Raw genomic sequence first — 25,612 nt, 5'->3', positions numbered from 1 at the left:
TGGGTGTGCGCGACCCGATCATCCGTGGTCAACTTGGGGCAGTCTTCGCGGAGGTGGCATGACACACCGAAAGAACGTGCGCTCGCACCGACAACTCGTGCCCACTGATGTGCGCGATAACCGCATGTCGGGGGCCTTTCCGCTGCATGTCATCCCCGAGCCGCAACCGTCCGGGTTCGTCTCGTCTCCGGGCGGCGTGCCGACGACCTGGAACAAGCGCCGGGTCCTGCTGCTCAATGCCACGTTCGAACCCCTCACCGCCCTGCCCGCCCGCCGCGCGGTGGTCCTGATGGTCTGTGACAAGGCCGACGCCGTCCACGAGGATCCGCTGGGGCCGGTCATCCACTCCGAGGGCTACGCGCTCCAGGTTCCGTCCGTCATTCGGCTCCGCAACTACGTGCGGGTGCCGTATCGGACCCGAATACCGATGACCCGCGCCGCACTGATGCACCGTGACCGCTTCCGGTGCGGTTACTGCGGCGACAAGGCCGAGACCATCGATCACGTCATTCCGCGAAGCCGCGGCGGGGGGCACAGCTGGGAGAACTGCGTCGCCTGCTGCGCGCCGTGCAACCACCGCAAAGCGGACAAACTGCTCGCCGAACTGGGGTGGACGCTCCGCACGGCGCTCGTGCCACCGTCGGGCCCACACTGGCGGCTGCTGGCGACCACCACCGAGGTGCACCCGACGTGGCTTCCGTATCTCGGCGAGGGCGCGGCCTGAATCGGCCCCGGCGCTTCCATTTCGGCAGGACTGGGCTACGGTTTGCGTCGTGAGCATTCTCGAGACAGTGCTGATATTCGTAGGGATTCCAGTCCTGGTGATCGCGGTCCTCGGCCTCATGACCATCACGGTCCGCAGGTCGCCGAACGCCCTCCCGGCGGAGTACCGCCTCGGCGAGCGGTGGACGTACGGCCCGGTCCTGTGGAGCGCCACCGACGAGGCGACCACCCACAGTCACCACTCGGCGCATGCCGCGGCAGGTGCAGATCTGATCGGAGGTTCGGCAAGTGGCAAGTGGTGACGTTCTCCAGTCCTCGGCGGTCGCGCCCGCGGATCTGCCGGTCGGCACGGTTGTGACCACCAGCGGTCGCATCTCCGGTGTGCACCGCGTCGGCGAGCTCGTCGACCTGCCGCCGTTCACGACGGACGAGCTGGTGCGCCTCGACGACGCGCTCACCGATGCGACCCGCCTGACCCAGGTGCGGTTCAACGTCTTCATCGGCGATCTCGGCGACAACCCGGCCGCCGGCGCGGACGCCGTCTTCCCGACCACCCCCGAGGCCGAGCGTTCGGTCCTCATCGCGGTGTCCCCGAACCAGCGGGCCATCGAGGTCCGCGGTGGCCGTCGGATCGGCAACCGCGTCACGGACCGCGTCGCGCAGCTCGGCGTCACCGCCGCTGTCGCGTCGTTCGGCGAGGGCAACCTCATCGACGGTCTCGTCTCGGCCCTGCGCGTGATGAGCTCGGCGATCGCCCCGAAGTAATCCCTGTACTCAGCGCTCCACCCCCGGTGACCCGATGTCACAGCGGTTCAGTTCGATTGAACGCATGTGACACCGGGTCATCGGCATTCGGGGGTCAGGTGGCGTCGAACGCGCGGGCCTTCAACGAACGCACGATCCCGGCCCTGCCCTCGACCACCAGACGACGCAGCGCCGGCGGATGCTCGCCGGCGAGGAATTCGTCGGCCGCCGCCACCGATTCCTCACTGATCGACCACGACGGGTACAGCCCGACGACGACGGTCTGCGCGACCTCGCTCGACCGCCTCTCCCACACCGCGGGGATCTCCGCGAAGTAGCGGGCGACGTACGGCTCGAGCAGCTGCGACTGTCCTGGCGCGACGATGCCGCCGATGATGGCGCGCGCGGTGATGTTCGGGACGGTGTCGTCGTCGAACACCGTCGTCCACGCCGTCTCCTTGACCACGGCCTGCGGGCGCGCGGCCGCCGCCGACGCCGCCTGCCGTGCCCCCGCCGCGGTGGGATCGCGCTCGGCCTCCGCGTCGATGAACGGGGTCTCCGGTCCGTCAGCGTCCACCTCGCCGGCCGCCGCGAGCGCATGCACGAGCCGCCAGCGCAGGTCCGTGTCGACGACCAGCCCGGCCAGCCCGACAGTCGCCGGATCGGTCGTGTCGAGCAGTTCCTGCAGGATCTCGGTGTGCCACGCCGACAGCTGCGACCCGGCGAGCGCGTTGACGAACGCCAACTGGTGGTCCGAGCCGCCTTCGGCCTCACGGGCCAGCTCGAGCAGCCGGTCCGCGAACGCCGGCCAACCGAACGCGTCGGCCCACCCGGGCTCGGCGTACGCCGACAGCGCCGTCTGCGCCTGCAGCAGCAGCCGCTGCACCACACCGACCTCCGTCTCGGCGCCGATGCCGCGCTGGACGAGGCTGACGAAGTCGCGGGCCCGCATCTCGGCCTGCCGGGTCATTTCCCACGCCGCCGACCACGCCAGCGTGCGGGGGAGCGGCTCGGCAATGTCGCCGATCCGCCCGACGAGGGTGTCGAGCGAGTCCCGGTCCAGCCGCAGCGAGCAGTAGGTGAGGTCGTCGTCGTTGACGAGGACGAGCTTGCCGCGCGGCACGCCCACCAGTTCGGGGACGTCGGTGCTGGGGCCCTCGACGTCGAGCTCGACGCGATGGGTCCGGACGAGCTTGCCGGTGGCCGGGTCGTCGTCGTAGACGCCGACCGCGAGGCGGTGCACGCGGGTCTCGCCGGCACCGGGCTCGGCGCCGTCCTGCAACACCGCGAACCGGGAGAACGTGCCGTCGGGCTCGATCTGGAAGTCGGGCCGCAGGATGTTCAGGCCCGTGGTCTTGAGCCACTGCGCGCCCCAGCTCGACAGGTCGCGACCGGACGCCTTCTCGAGCGCCCGCAGCAGGTCGTCGAACGTGGCGTTTCCGAACGCGTGCTCGGCGAAGTAGTCCCGCAGGCCGGCCATGAACGGCTCCTGGCCCACGTACGCGACGAGCTGCTTGAGCACACTCGCACCCTTGGCATACGTGATGCCGTCGAAGTTGACCTCCACCGCGGCCAGATCCGGGATGTCCGCGGCGATCGGGTGCGTCGACGGCAGCTGGTCCTGCCGATAGGCCCACGACTTCTCGACGTTCGCGAACGTGGTCCATGCGTTGGTGTACTCGGTGGCCTCCGTCTGGCAGAGCACCGACGCGAACGTCGCGAACGACTCGTTGAGCCACAAATCGTCCCACCACTGCATCGTGACGAGGTCGCCGAACCACATGTGCGCCATCTCGTGCAGCACCGTCTCGGCGCGCCGCTCGTACGAGTAGCGGGTCACCTTGGACCGGAACACGTAGTCCTCGAGGAACGTCACCGCGCCCGCGTTCTCCATCGCGCCCGCGTTGAACTCCGGCACGAACAGCTGGTCGTACTTGCCGAACGCGTAGGGGATCCCGAAGTTGCGGTGGTAGAAGCCGAAACCCTGCTTGGTCTCGGTGAACAGCCGCTCCGCGTCCATGTACCCGGCGAGCGAGGCGCGGCAGTAGATGCCGAGCGGGATGGTGCCGTGCTCGTCGGTGTAGCTGTCGGCCCACTCGGCGTACGGGCCGGCGATCAGCGCGACGAGGTACGTGCTCATGCGCGGGGTGGTGCGGAAGACGTGCCGGCCCGGTGTCGCCGCCAGCGTCTGGACGGTCTCGGCGTTGGAGATCACCTTCCACTCGTCCGGTGCGGTGACGGCGATGTCGAAGGTGGCCTTGAGATCCGGCTGGTCGAAGCACGCGAACATGCGCTTGGCGTCGGCGGTCTCGAACTGCGAGTACAGGTACACCGCGTCGTCCGTCGGGTCGACGAACCGATGCAGGCCCTCACCGGTGTTGGTGTACAGGCAGTCGGCGTCGACGACCAGCTCGTTGGACTCGGCCAGTCCGTCGAGCGTGATCCCGGTGGACTCGTCGTACGACGACACGTCGACCGGTGTGCCATTGAGCACCGCGGAATGCACTGTGGCGGCGATGATGTCGATGAACGTCGACGATCCGGCGGTGGCGCCGAAGGTGACGGTGGTGCGTGAGCGGAAGGTCTTCTCGCCCGGACGGCCGGAGCCGTCGGTGAGGTCCAGGTCGATGCTGTAGTTGTCGACCGACACCAGCGCCGACCGATCGGCAGCCTGTTCGCGGGTCAGATTCGGTGGGGCCACGGAGATCTCCTCGTCAAGGATGGACATTCGACTCACTGCTATCCCACCACGTGTCACCCTTCTCCCGCGACGTGCGCACTTGTCGCGGTGTTTTCGGGGTCCGGGGCGACAAGTGCGCAGACGCGAGGGTCAGGGGAGGAGATCGGGGAGGGGGACGGCGGGGTCCGCGAGACGCGCGGGGTCGACCGGACCGGAGAACGCGACGAGCGCCTTGATCTCGTCGGTGACGTCCCAGATGTTGACGTTCATCCCGGCCAGGACGTGGTTCTCCTCGTCGAGCCAGAACGCCAGGAACTCTCGCCGCGTGACGTCGCCGCGGGTGACGACCTTCGAGTACTTCGGCGCCCAGCCCACGTACTCCATGCCGAGGTCGTATTGGTCGGTGAAGAAGTACGGCAGATTCGTGTACTCCTCGGGATGCCCGAGCATCGTCGCGGCCGCGACCGCCGGCTGGTTGAGCGCGTTGGCCCAGTGTTCGACGCGGACCCGGGTCGCCAGCAGGGGATGCTGCTGCGCGGCGATGTCCCCGACGGCGACGATGTCGGGATCGCTGGTCGTGAGGTTTCCGTTGACGAGCACCCCGCCGTGGTCGTCGACGGAAAGCCCCGCGTCCTCGGCGATCTCGATGTTCGGCTGCGCGCCCACCGCGACCAGGACCGCGTCGGCGGGCAGCACCGTGCCGTCGCGGAGCCGGACACCGTCGGCGCGGCCGTCGGCGACCGTGATCTCCTCCACCCTCGCGCCGAACCGGAAGTCGACGCCGTGTTCGCGGTGCAGATCGGCGAACACCGCACCCATCTCCTTGCCGAGCGCGGCGAGCAGCGGCACCTCCGACGCTTCGACGATCGAGACCGACACGTCCCGGTTCCGCGCGCCCGACGCGATCTCCAGGCCGATCCACCCCGCACCCACGATCACCAACCGTGACCCAGCCTCCAGTGCCGCGATGAGGGCGTCCGACTCGTCGATGGTGCGTAGGTAGTGCACGCCCGTGGCGTCCGCGCCGGGAATCGGGGGACGGCGCGACCGCGAACCCGTCGCGAGGGCCAGCTTGTCGTAGGCGACGGTGGAGCCGTCGGGCAGGACCACGTGCTTGCGGTCGCGGTCGATCGCCGTCGCCGTGGTGCCCAGCCGCACGTCCACGTGGTGATCGCGGTACCAGTCACCGTGCTGCACGGTGAAATCGGGCAAATCCTTCTTGCCCGCGACGTGTTCCTTGGACAGCGGCGGCCGCTCGTACGGGAGGTGGTCCTCCGCGCAGAGGAGCACGATCGATCCGTCGAAGTCCCTGGCCCTCAACGATTCTGCGATCTTGGCGCCGGCCAGGCCGCCGCCGACGACGACGAATGTGCGAGTGGATGGCTCGTGGAGTGTCACGGGAGGCTCCGTCCCCGAGTCGCCGACGACCGTCCCTGTCGACCGTCGCGTCGACCCTCGCTGGTGGCTGTCCTCCACCGACACTATCCGGCGTCGGGGGCGCGCGGGAAGGATTCCCGCGGGGCCGTGGTTGTCTTGAACCGAGAGGTGCGACGGGTGTCGCGCCACAGGACGAGGGAGACAGGCGTGAGTGCACAGACCGGCAGCGGGAACGGCAAGGACACAGTCGACTTCTGGTTCGATCCGCTGTGCCCGTGGTGCTGGATCACGTCGCGCTGGATCCTGGAGGTCACCGAGGTCCGCGACATCGAGGCGAACTTCCACGTCATGAGCCTCGCCGTGCTCAACGAGGGGCGCGACGTGCCCGAGGAATACCGCGAGCGGATGGTCCAGGCGTGGGGGCCGGTGCGCGTGCTGATCGCGGCCGCGCAGCAGCGCGGCGACGAGATCCTGCTGCCGCTCTACACCGCGATGGGCACCCGCATCCACAACGAGGGCAACCACGACCTTCGCGAGGTGATCGTCAAGTCGCTGGCCGAGCTGGAGCTGCCGGCGGAACTGGCCGCGGCCGCCGACACCGACGAGTTCGACGCCGAGCTGCGCCGCAGCCACCACGCCGGCATGGACAAGGTGGGCGACGACGTCGGCACCCCGACGATCCACGTCAACGGGACCGCGTTCTTCGGCCCGGTCCTCTCGCGCATCCCGCGCGGCGAGGACGCCGGCAAGGTGTGGGACGGCACCGTCGCGCTGGCGTCGTACCCGCACTTCTTCGAGCTCAAGCGCACCCGCACCGAGGACCCCTCCTTCGAGTAGGCGCTACGCACTGCGCACGGTGCCGTGGGGCGAGGGCCCCGCGGCACCGTGCGCGTGCGGTTGACCTAGTCCTGCGGCAGCACCAGGATCTTCACGTGCTCGTCGGGATCGCGGAGGGCGGTGAAGGCGTCCGCCACGCCGCCCAGGCCGACCCGGCCGGTGATGATGGCCTCGGCGTCGATCTCGCCGTCGGCCAGCCGCTGCAGGGTGATGTCGTAGGCGTTCTCGTACGGGCCGTGACCGAAGTTGATCGCGATCCGGCGGAACTGCCCCACGACCGGAATGATCGCCTCGTCCCCGAACGGCGCGGCCAGGACCTGGATCCGTGAGTTGAACGGCATCGTGTGCATCAGGGTGCCCAGGATCCCGGCACGGCCGCTGCACTCGTATGCGATGAGGATGCCCGCGCCCGCCTGGCCCACGAGGGTGTTGCCCTCGGTGACAATCTGGTTCCACAGCTCGATGGGGTCCTGCTCGTTCGGGTCGACGACGATGTCGGCGCCCATCTTCGCGGCCAGCTCGCGACGTTTCGGCGACGGCTCGGACGCGATCACCAGCTTCGCCCCGCGAGCCTTGGCCGCCACGATCGCGCCGAGGCCGATGGTGCCGCAACCGATCACCAGCGCCGCGTCGGCGGAGGTGAGGCCGGACTGTTGCATATGCGTCTCACCGACGTGCAACGGTTCGGCAAGCGTCGCGTGTTCGAGCGACAGTCCCTCAGGGACGTGCCGGACCCAGAATGCGTCGACGACGATGTGCTCGCCGAAGGCCCCGTGGTAATCGTTCGAGTACCCGATGATCTTCGGGATGCCGGTGGCGGTGTCGGTCGCGAGTCCGATTCCGGCGACCCGGTCGCCGACGGCGAAATCGGTGACGGCCGAACCCACCTCGGACACGATGCCCGCGTACTCGTGTCCGAGGACGACGGGCCGATCGGTGTCGAAGGTTGCCAGCGGGTAGCCCGCTTGCTCGGCGACGTGCACGAACCGGCAGGGGTCCTTCGACATGCTCAGGTCGCTGCCGCAGATGCCGCATGCCACCACGTCGATGCGCACCTGCGCGGGGCCGAGTGCCGGCGCGTCGGGGACCTCGCCGATCGAGAAGGCGCCGTCGGAGAACCGTGCGGCCCTCATACCTGTGCTCCTGCCGTCTCGGCGGACCGACCGTAGTAGTCGGTGTGCGCCTTGGTGATCGCTCCCGCCAGGCCTCCGATCAGGTACTCGCTGTTGTCGGCCGCGAACTGCAAGCTGGCCTCGCGTCCGATGTTTCGTCGCTTGAAGTGCGGAATCACTTCGGAGGCGAACAACTCGTAGCTGCGCTTTGTGTCCTCCCAGTTCGCCATGTCGACGTGCAGGATCAGAAGGGTGCCGAAGCCGCCGGTCTTCTCGATGAGCCGATCGATCTGATCGATCGCGTCTGCGGGGGTGCCGATGATCGCCTGACCGAATTCGCCGAGAGTGTCGTTCCGCCACTGGTCGACGATTCCGGCGGGAGTGTCCGCCCACGCCGGATTCTCTCCGGTCTGCCGGTTGACATAGGCCGCCATCGAGCCGATCCGTCGGCTCACCGCCCGCTCGGCGTCCGCCCTCGTCTCGGCGAGGAACATGGGGTTCACGATCCTCCATGTCGATCGGTCTGCGACGTGTCCGTTCTCCCGCGCGACCTTCTCGTAGACCCCCCAGTTGCGATCGAGCGATTCGAATCCGGATGGCGAGCTGGCTGCGAGTGACAGCAGCGAGAGCCCGTGTGTGCCCGCGAGCACCGAACCGTTGGGCGAGATCGTGGAAGCTGTCGCGATCTCGATGCTGCCCGCGTATAGCGGCAGCTGAGCGCGTGCGTCCCGCAAGGTGAACCAGTCGGTCTCCATGTCGACGACCTCGCCGCGAAGCAACGGCAGGATCGCCTCGAGCGCCTCGCCCTGGCGGCGTCGCTGGTCGGACGGGTTGATTCCCATCATGTGCGCGTCGAGCGGGATCTTGCCGGGGCCGGTGCCGAAGATCAGTCGACCACGAGTCTGCAAGTCGAGTTGGGTGATGCGGTCCGCGGTCACGAGCGGGTGGTGGTAGGGCAGCGACATCACGCCTGTGCCGAACCGGATCCGCTCCGTCCGCTCGGCTGCGGCGGCGATGAACACGTCGGGGGCCGGAACGATCTCGGCGCCGGTCGAATGGTGTTCACCCATCCACGCCTCGTCGAAGCCGAGGTGGTCGAGGTGCGTCATGAGGTCGATGTCGCGCCGCAGCTGCAGTGCCGGGTCGGCGTCGAGCGGGTGGTACGGGGCAAGGAAGGCGCCGAACTTGATCGAATCCGGTGTCCACATGAGCGTCGTCTCCTGACAGGTCGAGGGTGAGCGGAATCACATCCGCCTCGCCTGTTGGTCTACCACAGAAATGGAACAGTTGATCCAAAAGTTTCCCGCTGGGTGGGCGCGCTGCGTGTCGGGCTGGCCGGCCGGGCCGGGTCAGGCGGCGAGTAGTCGCTCGACCCCGCCGACGACGAACTGCACGAGGTCCTCGTGGAACGCAGCGAGCTCGTCCGGATCGACGGTCCGGCCGTCGCGGGCCCAGTCGTCGGCGCGACTGAGCGCCTCGAGGTAGCCGGCGATCGCGATCGCCCACCGCATTTCGAGGCGGTGAGGGTCGCTGTCAGGGAACGCGCGCCGGACCTGGTCCAGCAAGGAGTTCGCCACGTCGTGGCCCGTCGCGGTGAGCGCGGGATGTCCCTCGGGGGACAGTTGGGCGACAATCTTCACCCAGCGCATCCCTCGCGTGCGGTGTCGCAGAACAAGATTCAGGTACGGATCGGTGAGTGCGCGGACCAGGGTCTCCGCCGACGGGGGCCGCGGGTTCGAAGCCAGACTCGCCACGTTGGTGATGATCTGGTCGCGCACCTGTACGCCCATGTCCAACAGAACGGCGGCGAGCAGATCGTCCTTACTGCCGAAGTGGTAGTGCACCGATGCGGGACCCAGTCCGGCGGCCGCGTTGACCGCGCGGACCGATACCGCGTCGACGCCCTGTGCGGCGAAGAGTCGTTCCGCGGTCTTGATCAGGCGTATCCGTGTCGCGCTTCCCTGCCGATTTCCAGGTGGAGTGACCATGTGGCAGAGCATCGCACATCTTGACGGGGGCGAGCTGATGGAGTGGAATCAACGTAAGTATTCGATCGAGTGATCCAGATTGCTCGGAGTGTCGAAGTGTGTTCGGAGTGTTCGGAGGGTGTCGGAGAATGCAACTCGAGATCGATCTCGCAGGAAGTGGTGTCCCTGTCCTCACCGGTGTCGACGACTTCCGGCGCCTGGCGGTCGTCATCGACAATGGACCGGATCCCGATCGGTTGGCTGCGGCACTGTCCTCCTGGGGTGAGCCGGACGGTCCGCACGTATGGCTCGACATCGATCGTCTCGGGAAGGCGATCGGCGAACATCCACAGCGCCCGATCGACTGGTCGGCCGGTTTCGCGGCGATGATCGACTTCGCTGCGTCCCGGGGCTGGGTGGACGGCGAACGGCAGCGGGTTCGCGCCCACTGCGAGGAGATAGTGGAGGAGGCGGAAGCGGGGGAGGTTGCAGACTCGCCCCTTCCGTCATCGCGGTGACGTCACCTGTCAGAATTGGGGTCATGCGCGTATACCTGGGTGCCGACCACGCCGGCTTCGAACGCAAGAACCAGATCATCGATCACCTCACCGCCAACGGCCATGAGGCCATCGACTGCGGTGCGCACGAATACGACGCCCTCGACGACTACCCGGCCTTCTGCATCGAGGCGGCCCGCCGCGTCGTCGCCGACCCGGGCAGCCTGGGGCTGGTGCTCGGTGGCAGCGGCAACGGTGAGCAGATCGCCGCGAACAAGGTGCCCGGCGCCCGCTGCGCGTTGGCGTGGAGCGTCGAGACCGCGCAGCTCGCGCGTCAGCACAACAACGCTCAGCTGATCGGCATCGGTGGCCGCATGCACACGCTCGAGGAGACCCTCGCGATCGTCGACGCGTTCCTGTCGACCCCGTGGTCGGAGGAGGAGCGTCACCAGCGTCGCATCGACATCCTCGCCGAGTACGAGAAGACGGGTGTGGCTCCCGCCGTCCCCGCAGCTCCCGAAGCCTGACAAAGACCAGGTAGACCACCTTGCCCGAGGGTCACACCCTGCACCGACTCGCGCGACTGCACCAGCGGCGCTTCGCGGGATCGGCGGTCCGGGTGTCGAGCCCGCAAGGCAGATTCGCAGAGGACGCGGCCCTCATCGACGGCCGCGTCCTCGTCCGTTCCGACGCCTGGGGCAAACACCTGTGGCACCACTACGAGAACGGTCTCGTGGTGCACGTCCACCTGGGTCTGTACGGGAAGTTCACCGAGTCCGCGGTGCCGCTCGACGCGCCCGTCGGGCAGGTTCGGATGCGGATGATCGGCGCCGAGTACGGCGCCGACCTGCGCGGGCCCACCGCGTGCGAGGTGCTGCACGCGCCGCAGGTCGCGGCCATCGAAGCCCGGCTGGGCCCGGACCCGCTGCGTCAGGACGCCGACCCCGAACGTGCGTGGGCCCGGATCTCCAAGTCGCAGACCCCGATCGGCGCACTGCTGATGGACCAGGCCGTGCTGGCCGGTGTCGGCAACGTCTATCGCGCCGAGATCCTGTTCCGGCACAACATCCACCCGGAGCGGCCCGGCAAGCGCGTGAGCCGAGCCGAGTTCGACGCGATGTGGGCCGACCTCGTCGACCTCATGAAGGTCGGTGTGCGCCGCGGGAAGATGCACGTCGTGCGCCCCGAGGACGATCACGGCGAGCCGTCGTACGCCAAGGACCGGCCGCGCACCTACACCTACCGCAGAGCAGGATCGGCGTGCCGCATCTGCGGCACGCCGATCGCTCACGCTGTCATGAAGGGGCGCAACCTGTTCTGGTGCCCCGGGTGTCAGGCCGACTAGAAGTCGAAGCCGCCGAAGTCGCCTCCGCCGAAGTCTCCGCCTCCGAAGTCTCCGCCTCCGAAGTCTCCGCCGCCCCAGTCGCCGCCACCGTCGCCCATGGCGCCGTAGTCGGTGTCGCCGCCCATGTCACCGCCGGCGTCACCACCCATGTCACCGCCGTCGCCGCCCGCGTCCTGACCGGCCTCGAGGCCGTCCTGGTAGCCGTCGCCGTAGCCGTTCTCGAACGCCTGGGCGTCGTAGGGGACACCCGACATGCCGGAGAACATGGCCGAGAACAGGAACATCGAGCCGACGCCCCATGCGCCGGCGACGAGGGCCGACTTCCACCACGGCTCGGAGTACCAGCCGGCCGGAACCGGTCGGCCGGCGACGCGGCCGCCGGGGTAGTAGTTGGGCGTGCGTGCCGACGGGTTCGGCGACGCGGACACCTGACGGCCCTCGAACTCGATCTCGCGATCCTCGGTGACCGAGCCGGCCGACTTCTGGCCGTCGATGCTCGGGACCTCCGGGCCGGGATCCATGCCCATCGCCGTGCGCGCGGCGCGGATGTAGTACAGGCCCTCGAGTGCGGTCTGCTTGGCCAGGCGGGCCTGCACCGGCGTGGTGGCCTGCTCGATCTGTGAACCGGCCGCGGTGTAGCGCTCGGACGCGTCCGCGAGCGCCTGCTTGGAGGCGTCGTCGGAGCCGACGAGGTTGTAGACCTGGCCACCCAGTCGCTCGATCGCCTGGCGTGCATCCGCCTTGGCGTCTTCGAGTTGGTTCGCCGAGTGGCCCTTGTTCTTGTTCTGGCTCTTCATGACCAGAAAGACGACGGCGCCGAGAACGGCGACGATGAGAAGGAGTTCCACGGGGTGCCTTCCGGAGGCGACAAATCGGACAACCTCCAGGATACCGGGACCGGGTTGGCGGCGACTCGGACTCGAGGGACTGTCGGTGGTCGATGCGAACATATGTTCGTGTCCATCGATCGCGCCGAGTCCGGTTCCGGGGCCCCGACGGTTGCCGAGGCGACGATCCTGCACGCCGACCTTGACGCGTTCTACGCATCGGTCGAGCAGCGCGACGATCCGAGCCTGCGCGGCCGGCCGGTGATCGTCGGTGGGGGAGTCGTCCTCGCGGCCAGCTACGAAGCCAAGGCGTTCGGGGTGCGGACCGCGTCCAGCGGGGCGCAGGCGTTGCGCTTGTGCCCGCAGGCAATCGTCGTGCGCCCGCGGATGTCGGCCTACGCGGAGGCCAGCCGGGACGTCTTCGACGTCTTTCGCGAGACGACGCCGCTCGTCGAGGGCATCTCCATCGACGAGGCCTTTCTCGACGTGGGCGGCCTGCGGCGCATCGCCGGCAGCCCGCTCGGGATCGCGGAGCGGTTGCGCCGCGACGTGCGGGACCGTGTCGGGCTCCCGATCACGGTCGGGATCGCGCGGACGAAGTTCCTGGCCAAGGTCGCAAGTGCGGTCGGCAAGCCCGACGGGTTGTTGCTGGTGCCGCCCGACCGTGAACTCGACTTCCTGCACCCGCTGCCGGTGGAGCGGCTGTGGGGCGTCGGTGCGGTCACCTCCCGGAAGCTGCACGACTACGGTGTGCGGACCGTCGGCGAGTTGGCGACGCTCGCCGAGCGGGAACTGTCCACGGTGGTGGGCTCCGCGTCGGCGCGGCACCTGCATGCCCTCGCCTGGGCCCGCGACCCCAGGCGGGTGCAGACGGGACGGAGGCGCAGGTCCGTCGGGGCGCAGCACGCGCTCGGGCGGCGCGCTCGAAGCTTCGAGGAGATAGAGACGACGGCCGCCGCGCTGGTGGATCGGGTGGCGCGGCGCCTGCGTGGGGCGGGCTGGGTGTCTCGCACGGTGGTGCTGCGGATGCGGTTCGCCGACTTCGATCGAGCCACCCGTTCGGTGACGCTCGCCGAGGCGTCGGCGCGCACCGAAACCATCCTCGCCGCGGTCCGGTCGCTGCTCGAACAATCGCGGCCGCTGATCGCCGACCGGGGTCTGACCCTGGTCGGGGTGGCGCTGTCGAACCTGGACCGAGAGGGGGCCGAGCAGCTGGCCCTGCCGTTCGAGCCGGACACCGGGACTCCGGTCACGGAGTCCGACGGCGTCCGGCTCGACGGTGCACTCGACGCGGTCCGGGCGAAGTTCGGGTCGGTCGCGGTCACGCGCGCGGCGCTGCTCGGCCGCGACCGCGGCGAGAGCGTCCCGATCCTGCCCGACGAGTGATCGCGGGTCAGGCGACGGTCAGGCGTCGGCGGCGGCGTTCAGCTGCTCGAGGGTGCCGGTGGCCTCCAGGTACTCCTGCACCCACCGCTCGATGACCGCGGAGGTCTTCTCTACCTTGGACAACTGGCCCACGACCTGGCCCACCGGGTTGAACGCGACGTCGACGGTCTCGTCCGGGTACTTGTGGGTGGCGGCGACGGCCATGCCGGACACCATGTACTGCAGCGGCATGCCGAGCGGCTCCGGGTTGCCTTCCTTCTCCCACGCCTCGGTCCAGTCGTTGCGCAGCATCCGGCACGGCTTACCGGTGAACGAGCGGCTGCGGACGGTGTCGCGGCTGGTCGCGTTGGCGTACGCGGCCTGCTGGACGGCGGTGTTCTCGGCCTCCTCGACCATCAGCCACTGCGAGCCCGACCAGGCGCCCTGCGCGCCCATCGCCAGCGCGGCCGCGATCTGCTGGCCGCTGCCGATGCCGCCCGCGGCGAGCACCGGAATGGGGGCGACTTCCTTGACGACCTGCGGCCACAGCACGATCGAGCCGACCTCGCCGCAGTGACCGCCGCCCTCGCCGCCCTGCGCGATGATGATGTCCACGCCGGCGTCCGCGTGCTTGCGGGCCTGGTAGGGCGAGCCGCACAGCGCGGCGACCTTCCGGCCGGCGGCGTGGATGTGCTCGATCATGTCCCTGGGTGGGGTGCCGAGGGCGTTCGCGATCAGCGTGACCTTCGGGTGCTGGAGGGCGACCTCGACCTGCGGGGTGGCGGTGGCCTCGGTCCAGCCCAGCAGCTGCAACGCGTTCTCGTTGGGATCCTCGGGCACCGGGACCCCGTGGTCGGTGAGGATGCCGCGCGCGAAGTCCAGCGTCTCCTGCGGCACCATCGACTGCAGCATCTTCGTCAGCTCGTCGGCGGACAGGTTCGAATCCATGCCCTCGTACTTGTTGGGGATCACGATGTCGACGCCGTACGGGTGGTCGCCGATGTGCTCGTCGATCCACTTGAGCTCGATCTCGAGCTCCTCTGGGGTGAATCCCACGGCACCGAGAACGCCGAACCCGCCGGCTTTGCTGACGGCGACCACGACGTCGCGGCAATGGGTGAACGCAAAGATCGGGAACTCGATGCCGAGTTCGTCGCAGAGAGGGGTGTGCATTCGGCACTCCTTCGTGGGGCAGGGGAATCCTGTGAAATCCGTACCAAACTTGTAACAGGTTCCAGTGTGGGTTGGGAAGGGTTGGCCGAGGTGGTCGGTGCGTCGACGGGGCGGCGGCAGCGAACCCGTCCGATGTGAGACATGTCACGGACCGTGTCGGTGCCGGACGTCGGGACGGCGCCAGTCGGGGCGATTTCCTTGCCGCCGTTCGCGAGGTGGGCCGCGCGGAACCGGAGCGGGTGCGGTGACGGTCGCGCCGGCGGTGCCCGGCCGCGACAAGTCTCGAGGCGTCCTCGGAAACGACAAAACCCCGGTCCTTCCGCGTCTCCGCAGATGAACCGGGGTTTCCCTCGTGAGAGGGGATGACGGGAATCGAACCCGCGTAATCAGTTTGGAAGACTGAGGCTCTACCATTGAGCTACATCCCCGTGCATACGACATTAGTGGGATCGCCAGTGATGCCGTGTGCGAGATGGAACTGTACCGACCTCGCTTTGGATTTCATAATCGGGGGGCCGTAGGATTCTGCCTCGGGTCCTCGCGAGGTTCGCGAAGTCCTGTTCGGACGGGGTGTGGCGCAGCTTGGTAGCGCATCCGCTTTGGGAGCGGAGGGTCGCAGGTTCAAATCCTGTCACCCCGACCAATCGCGCGACGGGGCCGCGTATGCGGCGCTGGCGCGCGAGAAACGACATAACGAACTAAGAGCATCACCACTACGAAGGAGCCAGATCCGTGAAGAGCACCGTCGAGCAGCTCAGCCCGACGCGAGTCCGTATCAACGTTGAGGTGCCCTTCGAGGAGCTCAAGCCTGATTTCGACAAGGCCTACAAGGCGCTCGCGCAGCAGATCCGTCTCCCCGGCTTCCGCCCGGGCAAGGCTCCGGCCAAGCTGCTCGAGGCTCGCGTCGGCCGTGGCGCCGTGCTGGAGCAGGTCGTCAACGACGCTCTGCCGTCGCGCTACTCCGAGGCGGTCTCGGCCAGCGACGTGAAGGTCATCGGTCAGCCGGAGATCGACATCACCAAGCTCGAGGACGGCCAGGAGCTCGTCTTCACCGCCGAGGTCGACGTCCGCCCCGAGATCACCCTCCCGGACTTCGCCACCATCGCCGTCGAGGTCGACCCGATCGAGGTCACCGACGAGGCCGTGGCCGAGCAGCTGCTGTCGCTGCGTCAGCGATTCGGCACCCTCAAGGGCGTCGAGCGTGCCGTGCAGGACGGCGACTTCGTCTCCATCGACCTGTCCGCCACCGTCGACGGTGAGGCCGTTCCGGAGGCCACCGCGTCGGGTCTGTCCCACGAGGTCGGCTCGGGCCAGCTGATCGAGGGCCTGGACGAGGCCGTGGTCGGCGTCGAGGCCGGCGGCTCCAAGGAGTTCACCTCCAAGCTGGTCGCCGGTGAGCACGCCGGCAAGGAAGCCGTCATCACCGTCACCGTCAACACGGTCAAGGAGCGCGAGCTGCCCGAGGCTGACGACGAGTTCGCCCAGATGGCAAGCGAGTTCGACACCCTCGCCGACCTGGAGGCCGACCTGCGTGAGCGTGTCGGACGCGTCCGCAAGGTCGAGCAGGCCGGTCAGATCCGCGACAAGGTTCTGGAGACCCTCCTCGAGACCGTCGAGGTTCCGCTGCCCGAGGCCGTCGTCCAGGCCGAGGTCGACGCGGCCCTGCACGACGCCATCCACGGTCTGGAGCACGACGAGGAGAAGCTGAACGAGCTCCTCGAGGCCCAGGGCACCACGCGTGAGCAGTTCGACGCGGACGCCAAGGAGGCCGCCGAGCGTTCGGTGAAGACCCAGCTGCTGCTCGACGCGATCGCCGACGCTGCCGGCACCACCGTCGGCCAGGACGAGCTCACCGAGCGCATCCTGTTCCAGGCGCAGCGCTACGGCATGGCCCCGGAGCAGTTCATCCAGCAGATCCAGCAGGCCAACCAGCTCGGCGCGGTCTTCGCGGACGTGCGTCGCGGCAAGGCGCTCGCGGGTGTCGTCGACGCCGCGACCGTCACCGACACCACCGGCGCGGCGATCGACACCGCCGAGATGTTCGGCACCGCCGAGCCGGCGTCCGAGGATGCGGCAGAGGACAACGAGGGCGACGAGCAGAAGTAATCCCGGCGGCGTATTCCACGCCTTCCAGGGAAAGACTTTTCCGCTTTCAGCGAAGTAGGGCGGCACCGGGACTCCGGTGCCGCCCTACTTCGTTAGTGTCTGTGTGAGGAACCAACGACTTATCGAGAAGGCAGGTACCGTGACTTACCAGAATCCCGCCATGACTTCGGCCACGTCCGGTCTGAATCTCAGCGACTCGGTGTACGAACGCCTGCTTCGCGAACGCATCATCTTCCTCGGCACGCAGGTGGACGACGACATCGCGAACAAGCTGTGCGCCCAGATCCTGCTGCTGTCGGCAGAGGACCCGACGCGGGACATCAACCTGTACATCAACTCGCCCGGCGGTTCGGTCACGGCGGGCATGGCGATCTACGACACCATGCAGTTCGCCGAGTGCGACGTCGCCACCTTCGGTATGGGCCTGGCCGCCTCGATGGGACAGTTCCTGCTCTCGGCCGGCACGAAGGGCAAGCGGTACGCCCTGCCTCACGCGCGGATCATGATGCACCAGCCGTCGGCGGGCATCGGCGGTACCGCGTCGGACATCGCGATCATGGCCGAGCAGTTCGCGCACACCAAGCGCGAGATGGCCGAGCTCATCGCCGAGCACACCGGTCAGACGGTCGAGCAGATCACCGCGGACTCGGACCGTGACCGTTGGTTCACCGCCCAGGAGGCGCTCGAGTACGGCTTCGTCGACCACGTCGTCACCCGCGCGCGGCAGGCCGGTGGCGCAGGCAACTAGGCCCGCGCCCGCATCCGCCCTTCTGCTCAGACCATCCTTGGAGAACTGATGACCAACATGTTCGATCCCCGCGCGCTCGGCGGCGGTGCCGCCAATTCACTCGGTGGACAGGCTCCGGCCGGTGCGCAGTCCCGTTACATCCTGCCGTCGTTCATCGAGCACTCCAGCTACGGCGTCAAGGAGTCCAACCCGTACAACAAGCTGTTCGAGGAGCGCATCATCTTCCTCGGCACGCAGGTCGACGACGCGTCGGCGAACGACATCATGGCCCAGCTGCTGGTCCTCGAGTCGCTCGATCCCGACCGCGACATCACGATGTACATCAACTCGCCCGGCGGTTCGTTCACGTCGCTGATGGCGATCTACGACACGATGCAGTACGTCCGCGCCGACATCACGACCGTGTGCCTCGGCCAGGCGGCGTCGGCGGCGGCGGTGCTGCTCGCGGCGGGCACCCCCGGCAAGCGTCTGGCGCTGCCGAACGCCCGCGTGCTGATCCACCAGCCGGCCACCGGCGGCATCCAGGGTCAGGTTTCCGACCTCGAGATCCAGGCGGCGGAGATCGAGCGCATGCGTCGCCTCATGGAGACCACGCTGTCGAAGCACACCGGCAAGGATCCCGACGTGATCCGCAAGGACACCGATCGCGACAAGATCCTCACGGCCGAGGAGGCCAAGGAGTACGGCATCATCGACAACGTGCTCGAGTACCGGAAGTTGTCCGCCCAGAAGTGATGTCGGGCATCCCGGCCCACCGACACGCCGAGTGAACGGAGTGCGGTGGGCCGGGATGTACACGCGTCAAGCTTGGGCATTCCGCGTTGACCACGCGGGTGTGATTCAGGTGTCGGAATCGTGTTCACCGTGCGGGAATCACCGGCTTTCGGTCGACCTCGTTCCCGATCTGCGGGTACGGTCACACCATGAGCCCTCGATCCTGAGCCGAGGAAGCGGAGCCGCCGTCGAGCGGGCCGTGTGAGTCGGGTGGGGACGCTCGCACGTAGACAAGGAAGTAGGGACCTTACGAGATGGCACGCATCGGTGACGGCGGCGATCTGCTCAAGTGCTCGTTCTGCGGTAAGAGCCAGAAGCAGGTCAAGAAGCTCATTGCGGGACCTGGGGTCTACATCTGCGACGAATGCATCGATCTGTGCAACGAGATCATCGAGGAGGAACTCGCCGAGTCGAGTGAGGTCAAGCTCGACGAGCTGCCCAAGCCGGCGGAGATCCGCGAGTTCCTCGAAAACTACGTCATCGGCCAGGACGCAGCCAAGCGGACGCTGGCGGTGGCCGTGTACAACCACTACAAGCGGATCCAGGCCGGCGACCGCAGCCGCGACGCCCGCGGCGAAACCGTGGAACTGGCGAAGTCGAACATCCTGATGCTCGGCCCCACCGGCTGCGGCAAAACCTACCTGGCGCAGACGCTCGCGAAGATGCTCAACGTGCCGTTCGCGATCGCCGACGCCACGGCGCTGACCGAGGCCGGGTACGTCGGCGAGGATGTCGAGAACATCCTGCTGAAGCTGATCCAGGCGGCCGACTACGACGTCAAGCGGGCCGAGACCGGCATCATCTACATCGACGAGGTCGACAAGATCGCTCGCAAGAGCGAGAACCCGTCGATCACGCGCGACGTCTCCGGCGAGGGCGTGCAGCAGGCACTGCTGAAGATCCTCGAGGGCACGCAGGCGAGCGTTCCCCCGCAGGGTGGCCGCAAGCATCCGCACCAGGAGTTCATCCAGATCGATACCACGAACGTGCTGTTCATCGTCGCCGGTGCGTTCGCGGGGCTCGAGAAGATCGTTTCCGACCGTGTGGGCAAGCGCGGCATCGGTTTCGGCGCCGAGGTGCGGTCCAAGGCGGAGATCGACACGCAGGATCACTTCGCCGAGGTGATGCCCGAGGATCTGATCAAGTTCGGTCTGATCCCAGAGTTCATCGGCCGACTCCCGATCGTGGCGTCGGTGACGAACCTCGACAAGGACTCGCTGGTCAAGATCCTGTCGGAGCCCAAGAACGCGCTCGTCAAGCAGTACACCCGGCTGTTCGAGATGGACGGCGTCGAGCTCGAGTTCACGGTCGACGCGCTCGAGGCGATCGCCGACCAGGCCATTCACCGTGGCACCGGTGCGCGTGGCCTGCGGGCCATCATGGAGGAGGTCCTGCTCCCGGTGATGTACGACATCCCGAGCCGTGACGACGTCGCCAAGGTGGTCGTCACCGCCGAGACCGTCAACGACAACGTGCTGCCGACCATCGTGCCGCGCAAGCCGGAGCGCGAGCGACGCGACAAGTCGGCCTAGCCGCACCCTGCACGAACGACACTGCCGCCCGATCTCCGTGAGGAGGTCGGGCGGCAGTGTCGTTCACGGGCATCTCGTCCCAGCCGCCGAACGCACCCGCGCCTACCGCCGAACGACGAAGGCCGGACCCGTGGGAACGGGTCCGACCTTCGTCGGTAGCTGAGACGGTCAGCGCATCACGCCGAGGCGCCGTCCTTGTTCAGCAGGTCGAGCGCGATGTCGACGATCATGTCCTCCTGACCACCGACGAGGGCGCGCTTGCCGACCTCGAGCAGGATGGTGCGGGCGTCCAGGCCGTAGTCGGCGGCGGCCTTCTCCGCGTGGCGCAGGAAGCTCGAGTACACGCCGGCGTAGCCGAGGGTCAGGGTCTCGCGGTCGACGCGGACCGGACGATCCTGCAGCGGGCGCACGATGTCGTCGGCCGCGTCCATCAGCTTGAACACGTCGCAGCCGTGCTCCCAGCCGTACAGGTCGGCGACACCGATGAACGCCTCGATCGGGCAGTTGCCGGCACCGGCGCCCTGGCCCGCGAGGGACGCGTCGACGCGGTACACGCCGTTCTCGACGGCGACGACACTGTTGGCCACCGACAGCGACAGGTTCTCGTGCGCGTGGATACCGATCTGGGTGTCGGCGTCGAGCACGTCCCGGTACGCCCTGATGCGGGCGCGAACGTCGTCCATGGTCAGGCGTCCGCCCGAGTCGGTGACGTACACGCAGTGCGCGCCGTACGACTCCATGAGTTTGGCCTGCTGGGCCAGCAGCTCCGGCGGGGCCATGTGGCTCATCATGAGGAAGCCGGACACGTCCATGCCCAGCTCGCGGGCCTTCGCGATGTGCTGCGCGGAGACGTCGGCCTCGGTGCAGTGCGTGGCGATGCGGATCGACTGCACACCCAGCTTGTGGGCGTGCTCGAGTTCCTCGATGGTGCCGATGCCCGGCAGCAGCAGCGTCGTGAGCTTCGCGTTCTTGACGACGTCGGCGGCGGCCTCGATCCACTCCCAGTCGGTGTTCGAGCCGGGTCCGTAGTTGAGCGAGCCGCCGGCGATGCCGTCACCGTGCGAGACCTCGATGGCGTCGACGCCGGCCTCGTCGACCGCCTTGGCGATCCGGGCCACGTTCTCCGGGGTCATCCGGTGCCGGACGGCGTGCATGCCGTCGCGCAGGGTGACGTCCTGGATGTAGATCTTGGTGGACACGCTCAGACCTCCGCGGGGGTGTTGGTGCGCGCGGCGATGAGGCGGCGCGCGATGGACTCGGCGGTGCGCTGGGCGGCCGAGGTCATGATGTCGAGGTTGCCGGCGTACGCGGGCAGGTAGTCGGCCGCGCCCTCGACCTCGAGGAACACGGTGACCTTCGTGGTGACCGGGCCCGCGCCCTCGGGCAGCAGGGTGTGGACCGGCTCGTCGGCGCCGACCGGCGTGAACTGGACCTCCTGCTTGAGGCGGTAGCCGGGCACGTACTCGGCGACCCGCTCGGCCATTTCCTTGACGGAGGCGCGGATGGCCTCGTGGTCGGCGTCGCCGACGAGCGCGAGGACGGTGTCACGCATGAGCATGGGCGGCTCGGCCGGGTTCAGGATGATGATCGCCTTGCCGCGGCCGGCGCCGCCGACCTGCTGGATGGCGTTCGACGTGGTCTCGGTGAACTCGTCGATGTTCGCGCGGGTGCCGGGGCCGGCCGACTTCGAGGAGATCGACGCGACGATCTCGGCGTAGGGGACCGGGGTGACGGCGGAGATGGCGGCGACCATCGGGATGGTGGCCTGCCCGCCGCAGGTGACCATGTTGAGGTTGTCGAGATCCTCGTCGAGGTGCTCCTCGAGGTTCACCGGCGGGACCACGAACGGGCCGATCGCGGCCGGGGTGAGGTCGATGATCTTCTTGCCGAACGGCGCGAGCTTCTCGCAGTTGGCGACGTGCGCCTTGGCGGACGTCGCGTCGAGGACGATGTCGATCTGGTCGAAGCCGTCGAGGGCGATGAGGCCGTCGACGCCCTCCGACGTGGTGGGCACGCCGAGGCGCTCCGCGCGGGCGAGGCCGTCGGACGTGGGATCGATGCCGACCATGGCACCCATCTCGAGCACGTCGGACTTGTTCAGGACCTTGATCATCAGGTCGGTGCCGATGTTGCCTGGCCCGATGATGGCGACCCGAATCTTCTTCGAATCAGCGTTGTTCGTCACGATTGTCACGATTCCTTCCGGGAGAAAACTGCGGTCACGGAGCCGAGGGTGGACAGCTCGGCGCGGATGGTCACCCCCGGCGCGGCGGGAACCATGGGGCCCAACGCTCCGGAGAGCACGACCTGGCCGGCGCGGAGGGGTTCTCCGTATTCACGGGCGGTGCGGGCGAGCCACTGCAGGGCGACCAGCGGATCACCCAGGCAGGCTTCGCCATTGCCTTCCGAGACGAGTTCGTCGTCGGCGTACATCTTCATCACGACATCCTTGGGCTCGAACTCGTCGAGCGTGACCCAGTTGTCGCCGAGCACGTACAGGCCGGACGACGCGTTGTCGGCGACGGTGTCGGTGATGAGGATCTTCCAGTTCTCGATGCGGCTGTCGACCAGCTCGAGCGCCGCGACGGCACCGGTGACGGCGGCACGAATCTGGTCGAGATCGAGATCGCCCTCGGCGAGATCGGTGCCGAGTCGGAACGCCACCTCGGCCTCCGCCTTGGGCTGGAGCATCCGCTCGGTCGGTACCTCGGGCAGGTCGGAGACGTCCATGTCGGCGAACAGGACACCGAAGTCGGGCTGGTCGACTCCGAGCTGGGTCTGCACGGCCAGCGAGGTCGCGCCGATCTTGCGGCCGACGACGACGGCACCGTCTGCGATCTGCCAGTCGATCAGCTGCTGCTGAACGCGGTAGGCGACGCCGATGTCGGAGGGGCCGATGAGGTCGTTGATCGGTGCGCAGGCGACGCCGGTCTTGGCCGCGGTCGCCAGCCGCTTCGCGGCCTGGGTGATCGCCTCTTCGGAGATCGTAGGTTCGGTGTCAGGCATGGATGTCCTTGTCGTGGGTTGTGCTTGTAAGGACTGTGCGGGACGGTCCCCGTCCAGGGCGAGCATTCAGTTTCGCTGAGCGAAACTTACCTGCTGAGGCCTAGTCCTGCCGCAGGTTGTCCCGCCGAGCGAGAGTGGCCGCGATTCCCGCGGCGGCGGCGCGGACCTGGTTCGCGTGAGCCTCGGGACGGAAGCGGGTGGCGGGCCCCGTCACGCTGACGCCGGCGAGGGGGCGGTCGTCGGCGTCGAGGATCGCGGCGGCGACGCAGACGATCCCGACGGCCGACTCCTCGTACTCGTACGACACCCCGGTCTCGGCGATAGTCTCGAGTTGTCGGGCGAGCAGTCCCGGGGTGGTGATGGTGCGCGGCGTGCGGCGGGGGAGCGGTCCCTTGAGTGCGTCGACCTTCAACTCGTTCGGTGCGTGCGCGAGCATCACCTTGCCGATCGCGGTGCAGTACAACGGCATCCGCCCGCCGATCCGTGAGGGCGACGGGGCCTGCCCGTGCCCGCCGATTTTGGCGACGTACACGACCTCGTCGCCCTCGAGCACGCCCAGGTGCACGGTTTCGCGGGTCCGCTCGCGGAGATCCTCGAGGAACGGGGTGGCCACCTCGATCAGGCCGCGTTCGACCGATGCCCGCATGCCCAGCTCGAACAGGTGACGGCCGAGGCGGTATCCGGCCGGGGAGCGGTCGATCAGCCGGGTCTCGACCAGTTCGGCGAGGAGGCGGTGGAGGGTGGTCTTGTTCAGGCCGGTGCGGCGGACGAGCTCGGTGAAACCCACCCAGTGGTCGTCGGCGGTGAACGCGTCGAGGGCGATGACCACCTTGCCCAGCACGGTGTTCGGGATCTGCCGGTCCGAGGGCGACGGGTCGGTCATGGGATCACGGGGCGCGCAGCAGCGCGATCGAGAGGGACGTCAGTTCGTTCTCGAACGACTCGAGATCGACGGTGGTGCCGGTCGTGGCCTCGCGTTCCCACGACGCCATCCCGCCGACCACGAATCGGGCCATGAGCGCGACACGGCGGGCGCGCAGGCCCTCGTCGATGTGGGTGAGCTCTCCGCCGATGTCCGCGAGGAGGTCCTTGAGCATCGTCATACCGCCGACCCGCGGATACCTCGGGTCGTCGGGCATGAGCGACGTCGGTCGGGTGACGAAGTCCATGTGGACGCCGGTGAGCCACTGTTCGTTGAATCGTGCCCAGTAGGACGGGGAGTGCGCCGCGATCTCGGCGACGAAGGGGTGGATGTAGGCGCCGACGAGTGCGGCGAGCCGGTCCGGGGCGTCGGCGTCGATTGTGTCGAGCATCTCCGCCCGCACCGTGTTGACGGTCCCCATGTGTGCCAGCCACACCGCCTCGAGGAGGCCGTTCCATGATCCGAAGTGGTAGGTGATGGCCGAATTGTTCCGCTGCCCAGCGGTTCTCACGATCTCCCTGGCCGAGACCCCGTGCAGCCCGCGCTCGGCGATGAGGCGCTCGGCAACGTGGAGGATCGTCTCGCGACCGTTCGGGGAGTTCATGTCGGCAAGGGTACTGAATGCGCTATGTTCTCCGGTTTGAGACATGTATCTTAATTTTCGGAGGTGTTCAGTGTTCTCGCTGACGAACAACGGCGGTGCTCGGCGCGCGGGTGTCGTCGCCGCCGTTGCGGCCACGACGGTCGCGTTGGTGGCCGCCGGCTGCAGCAGCGGTGAGTCCGAGACGGATCGGGCCGACTCACTCGAGCCGGGTCGGCTGCTGTCGAGCCAGGAACTGCGCGGCGCCCCGGTGCTGCCGAGCGCCGGGCGCAGCGAACTCGTCACATACGTGTCGCAGAACGCGCAGGGTGATCCCGTCGTCGTGTCCGGCACGGTGTCGGTTCCCCGGACGTCCGCCCCCGAGGGCGGTTGGCCGGTGATCAGCTGGGCGCACGGCACGACCGGCGTCTCCGACATCTGCGCGCCGTCGAACGACACCGCGGACGGGCCGGCGCACGACTACCTCGGCGGGGTCGATCTCACGCTGGACCGCTACGTCGCCGCCGGCTACGTCGTGGTGCAGACCGACTACGTCGGCCTGGGCACGCCGGGCGGTCACCCGTACATGGACGGCGGGACGGAGGCGAACGCGGTGGTCGACATCGTGCGCGCGAGTCGGGCGCTCGACGACTCGATCGGCGACCAGTGGTACGCGATGGGGCACAGCCAGGGTGGTCACGCAGCCTTGTTCACAGCGGCGCAGGGCGCCGAGCGTGCCCCCGAACTCGATCTGCGTGGCGCGGTCGCGATCGCGCCGGGCAACGATACGAGCGCGACGCCGCAGTACCTCGCGTCCGGCAATCCGGCGGTGGCTCCGGCGCTCGCGTTCCTGCCGTTGATCCTGCTGGGTGCCGAGGCGGCGGACCCGTCGATCGACGCCGACTCGTACGTCACCCCCGAGTCGAGCCCGTTGCTCACCGCGGCCCGCAACGGGTGCGTCGCGCAGGTCCGCGACGCGGTCCCGGCCGTCCCGGTCGACAAGGCGTTCGCGCCCGGAGCCGACATCGACAAGCTCGTGACGTATCTGAGGAAGCAGGCGCCCGGGCAGCTGACGTTGACGGTCCCGACGCTGGTGCTGCAGGGCACCGCCGACACGCTCATCGCCGAGTCCGGCAGCAAGGCGCTGGTGCAGTCGCTGTGCAGCAACGGGTCCGAGGTCGCCTACAAGACGTACGACGGTGCCGATCACCGGTCGGCGGTGCCGCAGGCGTACGACGACGCCGAGCAGTTCTTCCGGTCGTTGCAGGCGGGGGAGAAGCCGGCCGGGATCTGCTAG

Annotated in this window: 25 protein-coding genes and 2 tRNA genes; 14 read left to right on the top strand and 13 right to left on the bottom strand. The window is 68.2% G+C overall.

What is annotated here, in order from left to right; all coding sequences use genetic code 11:
- The first annotated feature begins 58 nt into the window (after nt 1–58).
- The 3 genes from ABTV10_RS16220 to ABTV10_RS16210 are packed head-to-tail and all read left to right on the top strand — an operon-like array spanning nt 59 to nt 1,488.
- Nucleotides 59–724: an HNH endonuclease gene (locus ABTV10_RS16220; RefSeq protein WP_499028488.1), complete on the top strand. Its 666-nt coding sequence runs from the start codon at nt 59–61 to the stop codon at nt 722–724.
- Nucleotides 725–773: 49 nt separating this feature from the next.
- The gene (gene ctaJ, locus ABTV10_RS16215; protein ID WP_433605501.1) at nt 774–1,025 is read left to right on the top strand and encodes an aa3-type cytochrome oxidase subunit CtaJ; all 252 of its coding nucleotides are present in this window, start codon (nt 774–776) and stop codon (nt 1,023–1,025) included.
- A complete protein-coding gene (locus tag ABTV10_RS16210) occupies nt 1,012–1,488 on the top strand; it encodes a DUF5130 domain-containing protein (RefSeq protein ID WP_433605499.1) in 477 nt (158 codons plus the stop codon). The genes ctaJ and ABTV10_RS16210 overlap by 14 nt, the downstream gene beginning before the upstream one ends.
- 94 nt (nt 1,489–1,582) lie before the next feature.
- On the opposite strand, the gene pepN is transcribed toward ABTV10_RS16210, so the two are convergent.
- A complete protein-coding gene (gene pepN, locus ABTV10_RS16205) occupies nt 1,583–4,168 on the bottom strand; it encodes an aminopeptidase N (protein ID WP_499028486.1) in 2,586 nt (861 codons plus the stop codon).
- A 129-nt stretch (nt 4,169–4,297) separates the two neighbouring features.
- Nucleotides 4,298–5,545, bottom strand: a complete 1,248-nt coding sequence (locus ABTV10_RS16200; RefSeq protein ID WP_499028485.1) for an NAD(P)/FAD-dependent oxidoreductase — start codon at nt 5,543–5,545, stop codon at nt 4,298–4,300.
- A gap of 186 nt (nt 5,546–5,731) precedes the next feature.
- Between ABTV10_RS16200 and ABTV10_RS16195 the strand changes: the two genes are divergently transcribed.
- Complete coding sequence (locus tag ABTV10_RS16195; protein ID WP_499028483.1) at nt 5,732–6,361, top strand: mycothiol-dependent nitroreductase Rv2466c family protein; 630 nt, start codon at nt 5,732–5,734, stop codon at nt 6,359–6,361.
- A 65-nt stretch (nt 6,362–6,426) separates the two neighbouring features.
- On the opposite strand, the gene ABTV10_RS16190 is transcribed toward ABTV10_RS16195, so the two are convergent.
- The 3 genes from ABTV10_RS16190 to ABTV10_RS16180 form a co-directional block, all read right to left on the bottom strand.
- Nucleotides 6,427–7,494 carry an alcohol dehydrogenase catalytic domain-containing protein gene (locus ABTV10_RS16190; protein ID WP_499028481.1) on the bottom strand — a complete coding sequence of 356 codons (1,068 nt, stop codon included), beginning with the start codon at nt 7,492–7,494 and terminating at the stop codon, nt 6,427–6,429.
- Nucleotides 7,491–8,681 (bottom strand): LLM class flavin-dependent oxidoreductase, encoded by a 1,191-nt coding sequence (locus ABTV10_RS16185; RefSeq protein WP_499028479.1) that lies wholly within the window; start codon nt 8,679–8,681, stop codon nt 7,491–7,493. The genes ABTV10_RS16190 and ABTV10_RS16185 overlap by 4 nt, the downstream gene beginning before the upstream one ends.
- 141 nt (nt 8,682–8,822) lie before the next feature.
- Nucleotides 8,823–9,461 (bottom strand): TetR/AcrR family transcriptional regulator, encoded by a 639-nt coding sequence (locus ABTV10_RS16180; protein WP_499028477.1) that lies wholly within the window; start codon nt 9,459–9,461, stop codon nt 8,823–8,825.
- 128 nt (nt 9,462–9,589) lie between these two features.
- On the opposite strand from ABTV10_RS16180, the gene ABTV10_RS16175 reads away from it, so the two are divergent.
- Genes ABTV10_RS16175 through ABTV10_RS16165 form a run of 3 tightly spaced genes read left to right on the top strand, consistent with a single transcriptional unit; the run spans nt 9,590 to nt 11,282 of the window.
- Entirely contained in the window at nt 9,590–9,958 is a 369-nt protein-coding gene (locus tag ABTV10_RS16175; protein WP_499028476.1) for a hypothetical protein, read from the top strand.
- A 23-nt stretch (nt 9,959–9,981) separates the two neighbouring features.
- Entirely contained in the window at nt 9,982–10,464 is a 483-nt protein-coding gene (locus ABTV10_RS16170; RefSeq protein WP_499028474.1) for a ribose-5-phosphate isomerase, read from the top strand.
- Between the two features lie 20 nt (nt 10,465–10,484).
- The gene (locus ABTV10_RS16165) at nt 10,485–11,282 is read left to right on the top strand and encodes an Fpg/Nei family DNA glycosylase (RefSeq protein ID WP_499028472.1); all 798 of its coding nucleotides are present in this window, start codon (nt 10,485–10,487) and stop codon (nt 11,280–11,282) included.
- Here ABTV10_RS16165 and ABTV10_RS16160 read toward each other — a convergent pair.
- A complete protein-coding gene (locus ABTV10_RS16160; protein ID WP_499028471.1) occupies nt 11,279–12,130 on the bottom strand; it encodes a hypothetical protein in 852 nt (283 codons plus the stop codon). The genes ABTV10_RS16165 and ABTV10_RS16160 overlap by 4 nt on opposite strands.
- 108 nt (nt 12,131–12,238) lie before the next feature.
- Here ABTV10_RS16160 and dinB point away from each other — a divergent pair, with 108 nt between their 5' ends.
- Nucleotides 12,239–13,495, top strand: a complete 1,257-nt coding sequence (gene dinB / locus ABTV10_RS16155; protein WP_499028469.1) for a DNA polymerase IV — start codon at nt 12,239–12,241, stop codon at nt 13,493–13,495.
- 18 nt (nt 13,496–13,513) lie between these two features.
- Here the strand turns inward: dinB and ABTV10_RS16150 are convergent, their stop codons facing one another.
- Both ABTV10_RS16150 and ABTV10_RS16145 read right to left on the bottom strand, forming a co-directional pair.
- Nucleotides 13,514–14,647, bottom strand: a complete 1,134-nt coding sequence (locus tag ABTV10_RS16150; RefSeq protein WP_499028466.1) for a nitronate monooxygenase — start codon at nt 14,645–14,647, stop codon at nt 13,514–13,516.
- Nucleotides 14,648–15,004: 357 nt separating this feature from the next.
- Nucleotides 15,005–15,075: transfer RNA gene (locus ABTV10_RS16145), tRNA-Gly, on the bottom strand.
- Nucleotides 15,076–15,213: 138 nt separating this feature from the next.
- On the opposite strand from ABTV10_RS16145, the gene ABTV10_RS16140 reads away from it, so the two are divergent.
- From ABTV10_RS16140 to clpX, 5 genes are all read left to right on the top strand, one after another.
- Nucleotides 15,214–15,290, top strand: a tRNA-Pro gene (locus ABTV10_RS16140).
- 89 nt (nt 15,291–15,379) lie between these two features.
- A complete protein-coding gene (gene tig / locus ABTV10_RS16135; protein WP_499028464.1) occupies nt 15,380–16,753 on the top strand; it encodes a trigger factor in 1,374 nt (457 codons plus the stop codon).
- Between the two features lie 103 nt (nt 16,754–16,856).
- A complete protein-coding gene (locus ABTV10_RS16130; RefSeq protein ID WP_499028462.1) occupies nt 16,857–17,501 on the top strand; it encodes an ATP-dependent Clp protease proteolytic subunit in 645 nt (214 codons plus the stop codon).
- Between the two features lie 48 nt (nt 17,502–17,549).
- The gene (locus ABTV10_RS16125; protein ID WP_433605477.1) at nt 17,550–18,236 is read left to right on the top strand and encodes an ATP-dependent Clp protease proteolytic subunit; all 687 of its coding nucleotides are present in this window, start codon (nt 17,550–17,552) and stop codon (nt 18,234–18,236) included.
- Nucleotides 18,237–18,529: 293 nt separating this feature from the next.
- A complete protein-coding gene (gene clpX, locus ABTV10_RS16120) occupies nt 18,530–19,807 on the top strand; it encodes an ATP-dependent Clp protease ATP-binding subunit ClpX (protein WP_499028460.1) in 1,278 nt (425 codons plus the stop codon).
- A gap of 176 nt (nt 19,808–19,983) precedes the next feature.
- Here the strand turns inward: clpX and dmpG are convergent, their stop codons facing one another.
- From dmpG to ABTV10_RS16095, 5 genes are all read right to left on the bottom strand, one after another.
- Nucleotides 19,984–21,012: a 4-hydroxy-2-oxovalerate aldolase gene (dmpG, locus tag ABTV10_RS16115; protein ID WP_499035191.1), complete on the bottom strand. Its 1,029-nt coding sequence runs from the start codon at nt 21,010–21,012 to the stop codon at nt 19,984–19,986.
- The gene (locus ABTV10_RS16110) at nt 21,009–21,992 is read right to left on the bottom strand and encodes an acetaldehyde dehydrogenase (acetylating) (protein WP_499028458.1); all 984 of its coding nucleotides are present in this window, start codon (nt 21,990–21,992) and stop codon (nt 21,009–21,011) included. Before ABTV10_RS16110 ends, dmpG begins: the two co-directional genes overlap by 4 nt.
- Nucleotides 21,993–21,997: 5 nt before the next feature.
- The gene (locus tag ABTV10_RS16105; protein ID WP_499028456.1) at nt 21,998–22,813 is read right to left on the bottom strand and encodes a 2-keto-4-pentenoate hydratase; all 816 of its coding nucleotides are present in this window, start codon (nt 22,811–22,813) and stop codon (nt 21,998–22,000) included.
- A 100-nt stretch (nt 22,814–22,913) separates the two neighbouring features.
- A complete protein-coding gene (locus tag ABTV10_RS16100) occupies nt 22,914–23,696 on the bottom strand; it encodes an IclR family transcriptional regulator (protein WP_433605471.1) in 783 nt (260 codons plus the stop codon).
- Between the two features lie 4 nt (nt 23,697–23,700).
- Nucleotides 23,701–24,339: a TetR/AcrR family transcriptional regulator gene (locus ABTV10_RS16095; RefSeq protein WP_499028454.1), complete on the bottom strand. Its 639-nt coding sequence runs from the start codon at nt 24,337–24,339 to the stop codon at nt 23,701–23,703.
- 70 nt (nt 24,340–24,409) lie between these two features.
- Between ABTV10_RS16095 and ABTV10_RS16090 the strand changes: the two genes are divergently transcribed.
- Complete coding sequence (locus tag ABTV10_RS16090; protein ID WP_499028452.1) at nt 24,410–25,612, top strand: alpha/beta hydrolase family protein; 1,203 nt, start codon at nt 24,410–24,412, stop codon at nt 25,610–25,612.

This window comes from Paraburkholderia sp. RHO2 (assembly GCF_050955445.1).
GTDB classification, from domain to species: Bacteria; Actinomycetota; Actinomycetes; order Mycobacteriales; family Mycobacteriaceae; genus Prescottella; species Prescottella agglutinans_A.
This window is presented reverse-complemented; position numbering and strand designations above follow the sequence as displayed.

Bases quoted from the DNA above. Each gene is read 5' to 3' on its own strand.
- ABTV10_RS16125 (WP_433605477.1), top strand. From the start codon at position 17,550: ATGACCAACATGTTCGATCCCCGCGCGCTCGGCGGCGGTGCCGCCAAT.
- ABTV10_RS16175 (WP_499028476.1), top strand. From the start codon at position 9,590: ATGCAACTCGAGATCGATCTCGCAGGAAGTGGTGTCCCTGTCCTCACC.
- ABTV10_RS16100 (WP_433605471.1), bottom strand. From the start codon at position 23,696: ATGACCGACCCGTCGCCCTCGGACCGGCAGATCCCGAACACCGTGCTG.
- clpX (WP_499028460.1), top strand. From the start codon at position 18,530: ATGGCACGCATCGGTGACGGCGGCGATCTGCTCAAGTGCTCGTTCTGC.
- ABTV10_RS16105 (WP_499028456.1), bottom strand. From the start codon at position 22,813: ATGCCTGACACCGAACCTACGATCTCCGAAGAGGCGATCACCCAGGCC.
- ABTV10_RS16190 (WP_499028481.1), bottom strand. From the start codon at position 7,494: ATGAGGGCCGCACGGTTCTCCGACGGCGCCTTCTCGATCGGCGAGGTC.
- ABTV10_RS16095 (WP_499028454.1), bottom strand. From the start codon at position 24,339: ATGAACTCCCCGAACGGTCGCGAGACGATCCTCCACGTTGCCGAGCGC.
- ABTV10_RS16220 (WP_499028488.1), top strand. From the start codon at position 59: ATGACACACCGAAAGAACGTGCGCTCGCACCGACAACTCGTGCCCACT.
- ABTV10_RS16170 (WP_499028474.1), top strand. From the start codon at position 9,982: ATGCGCGTATACCTGGGTGCCGACCACGCCGGCTTCGAACGCAAGAAC.
- ABTV10_RS16185 (WP_499028479.1), bottom strand. From the start codon at position 8,681: ATGTGGACACCGGATTCGATCAAGTTCGGCGCCTTCCTTGCCCCGTAC.
- ABTV10_RS16180 (WP_499028477.1), bottom strand. From the start codon at position 9,461: ATGGTCACTCCACCTGGAAATCGGCAGGGAAGCGCGACACGGATACGC.
- ABTV10_RS16150 (WP_499028466.1), bottom strand. From the start codon at position 14,647: ATGCACACCCCTCTCTGCGACGAACTCGGCATCGAGTTCCCGATCTTT.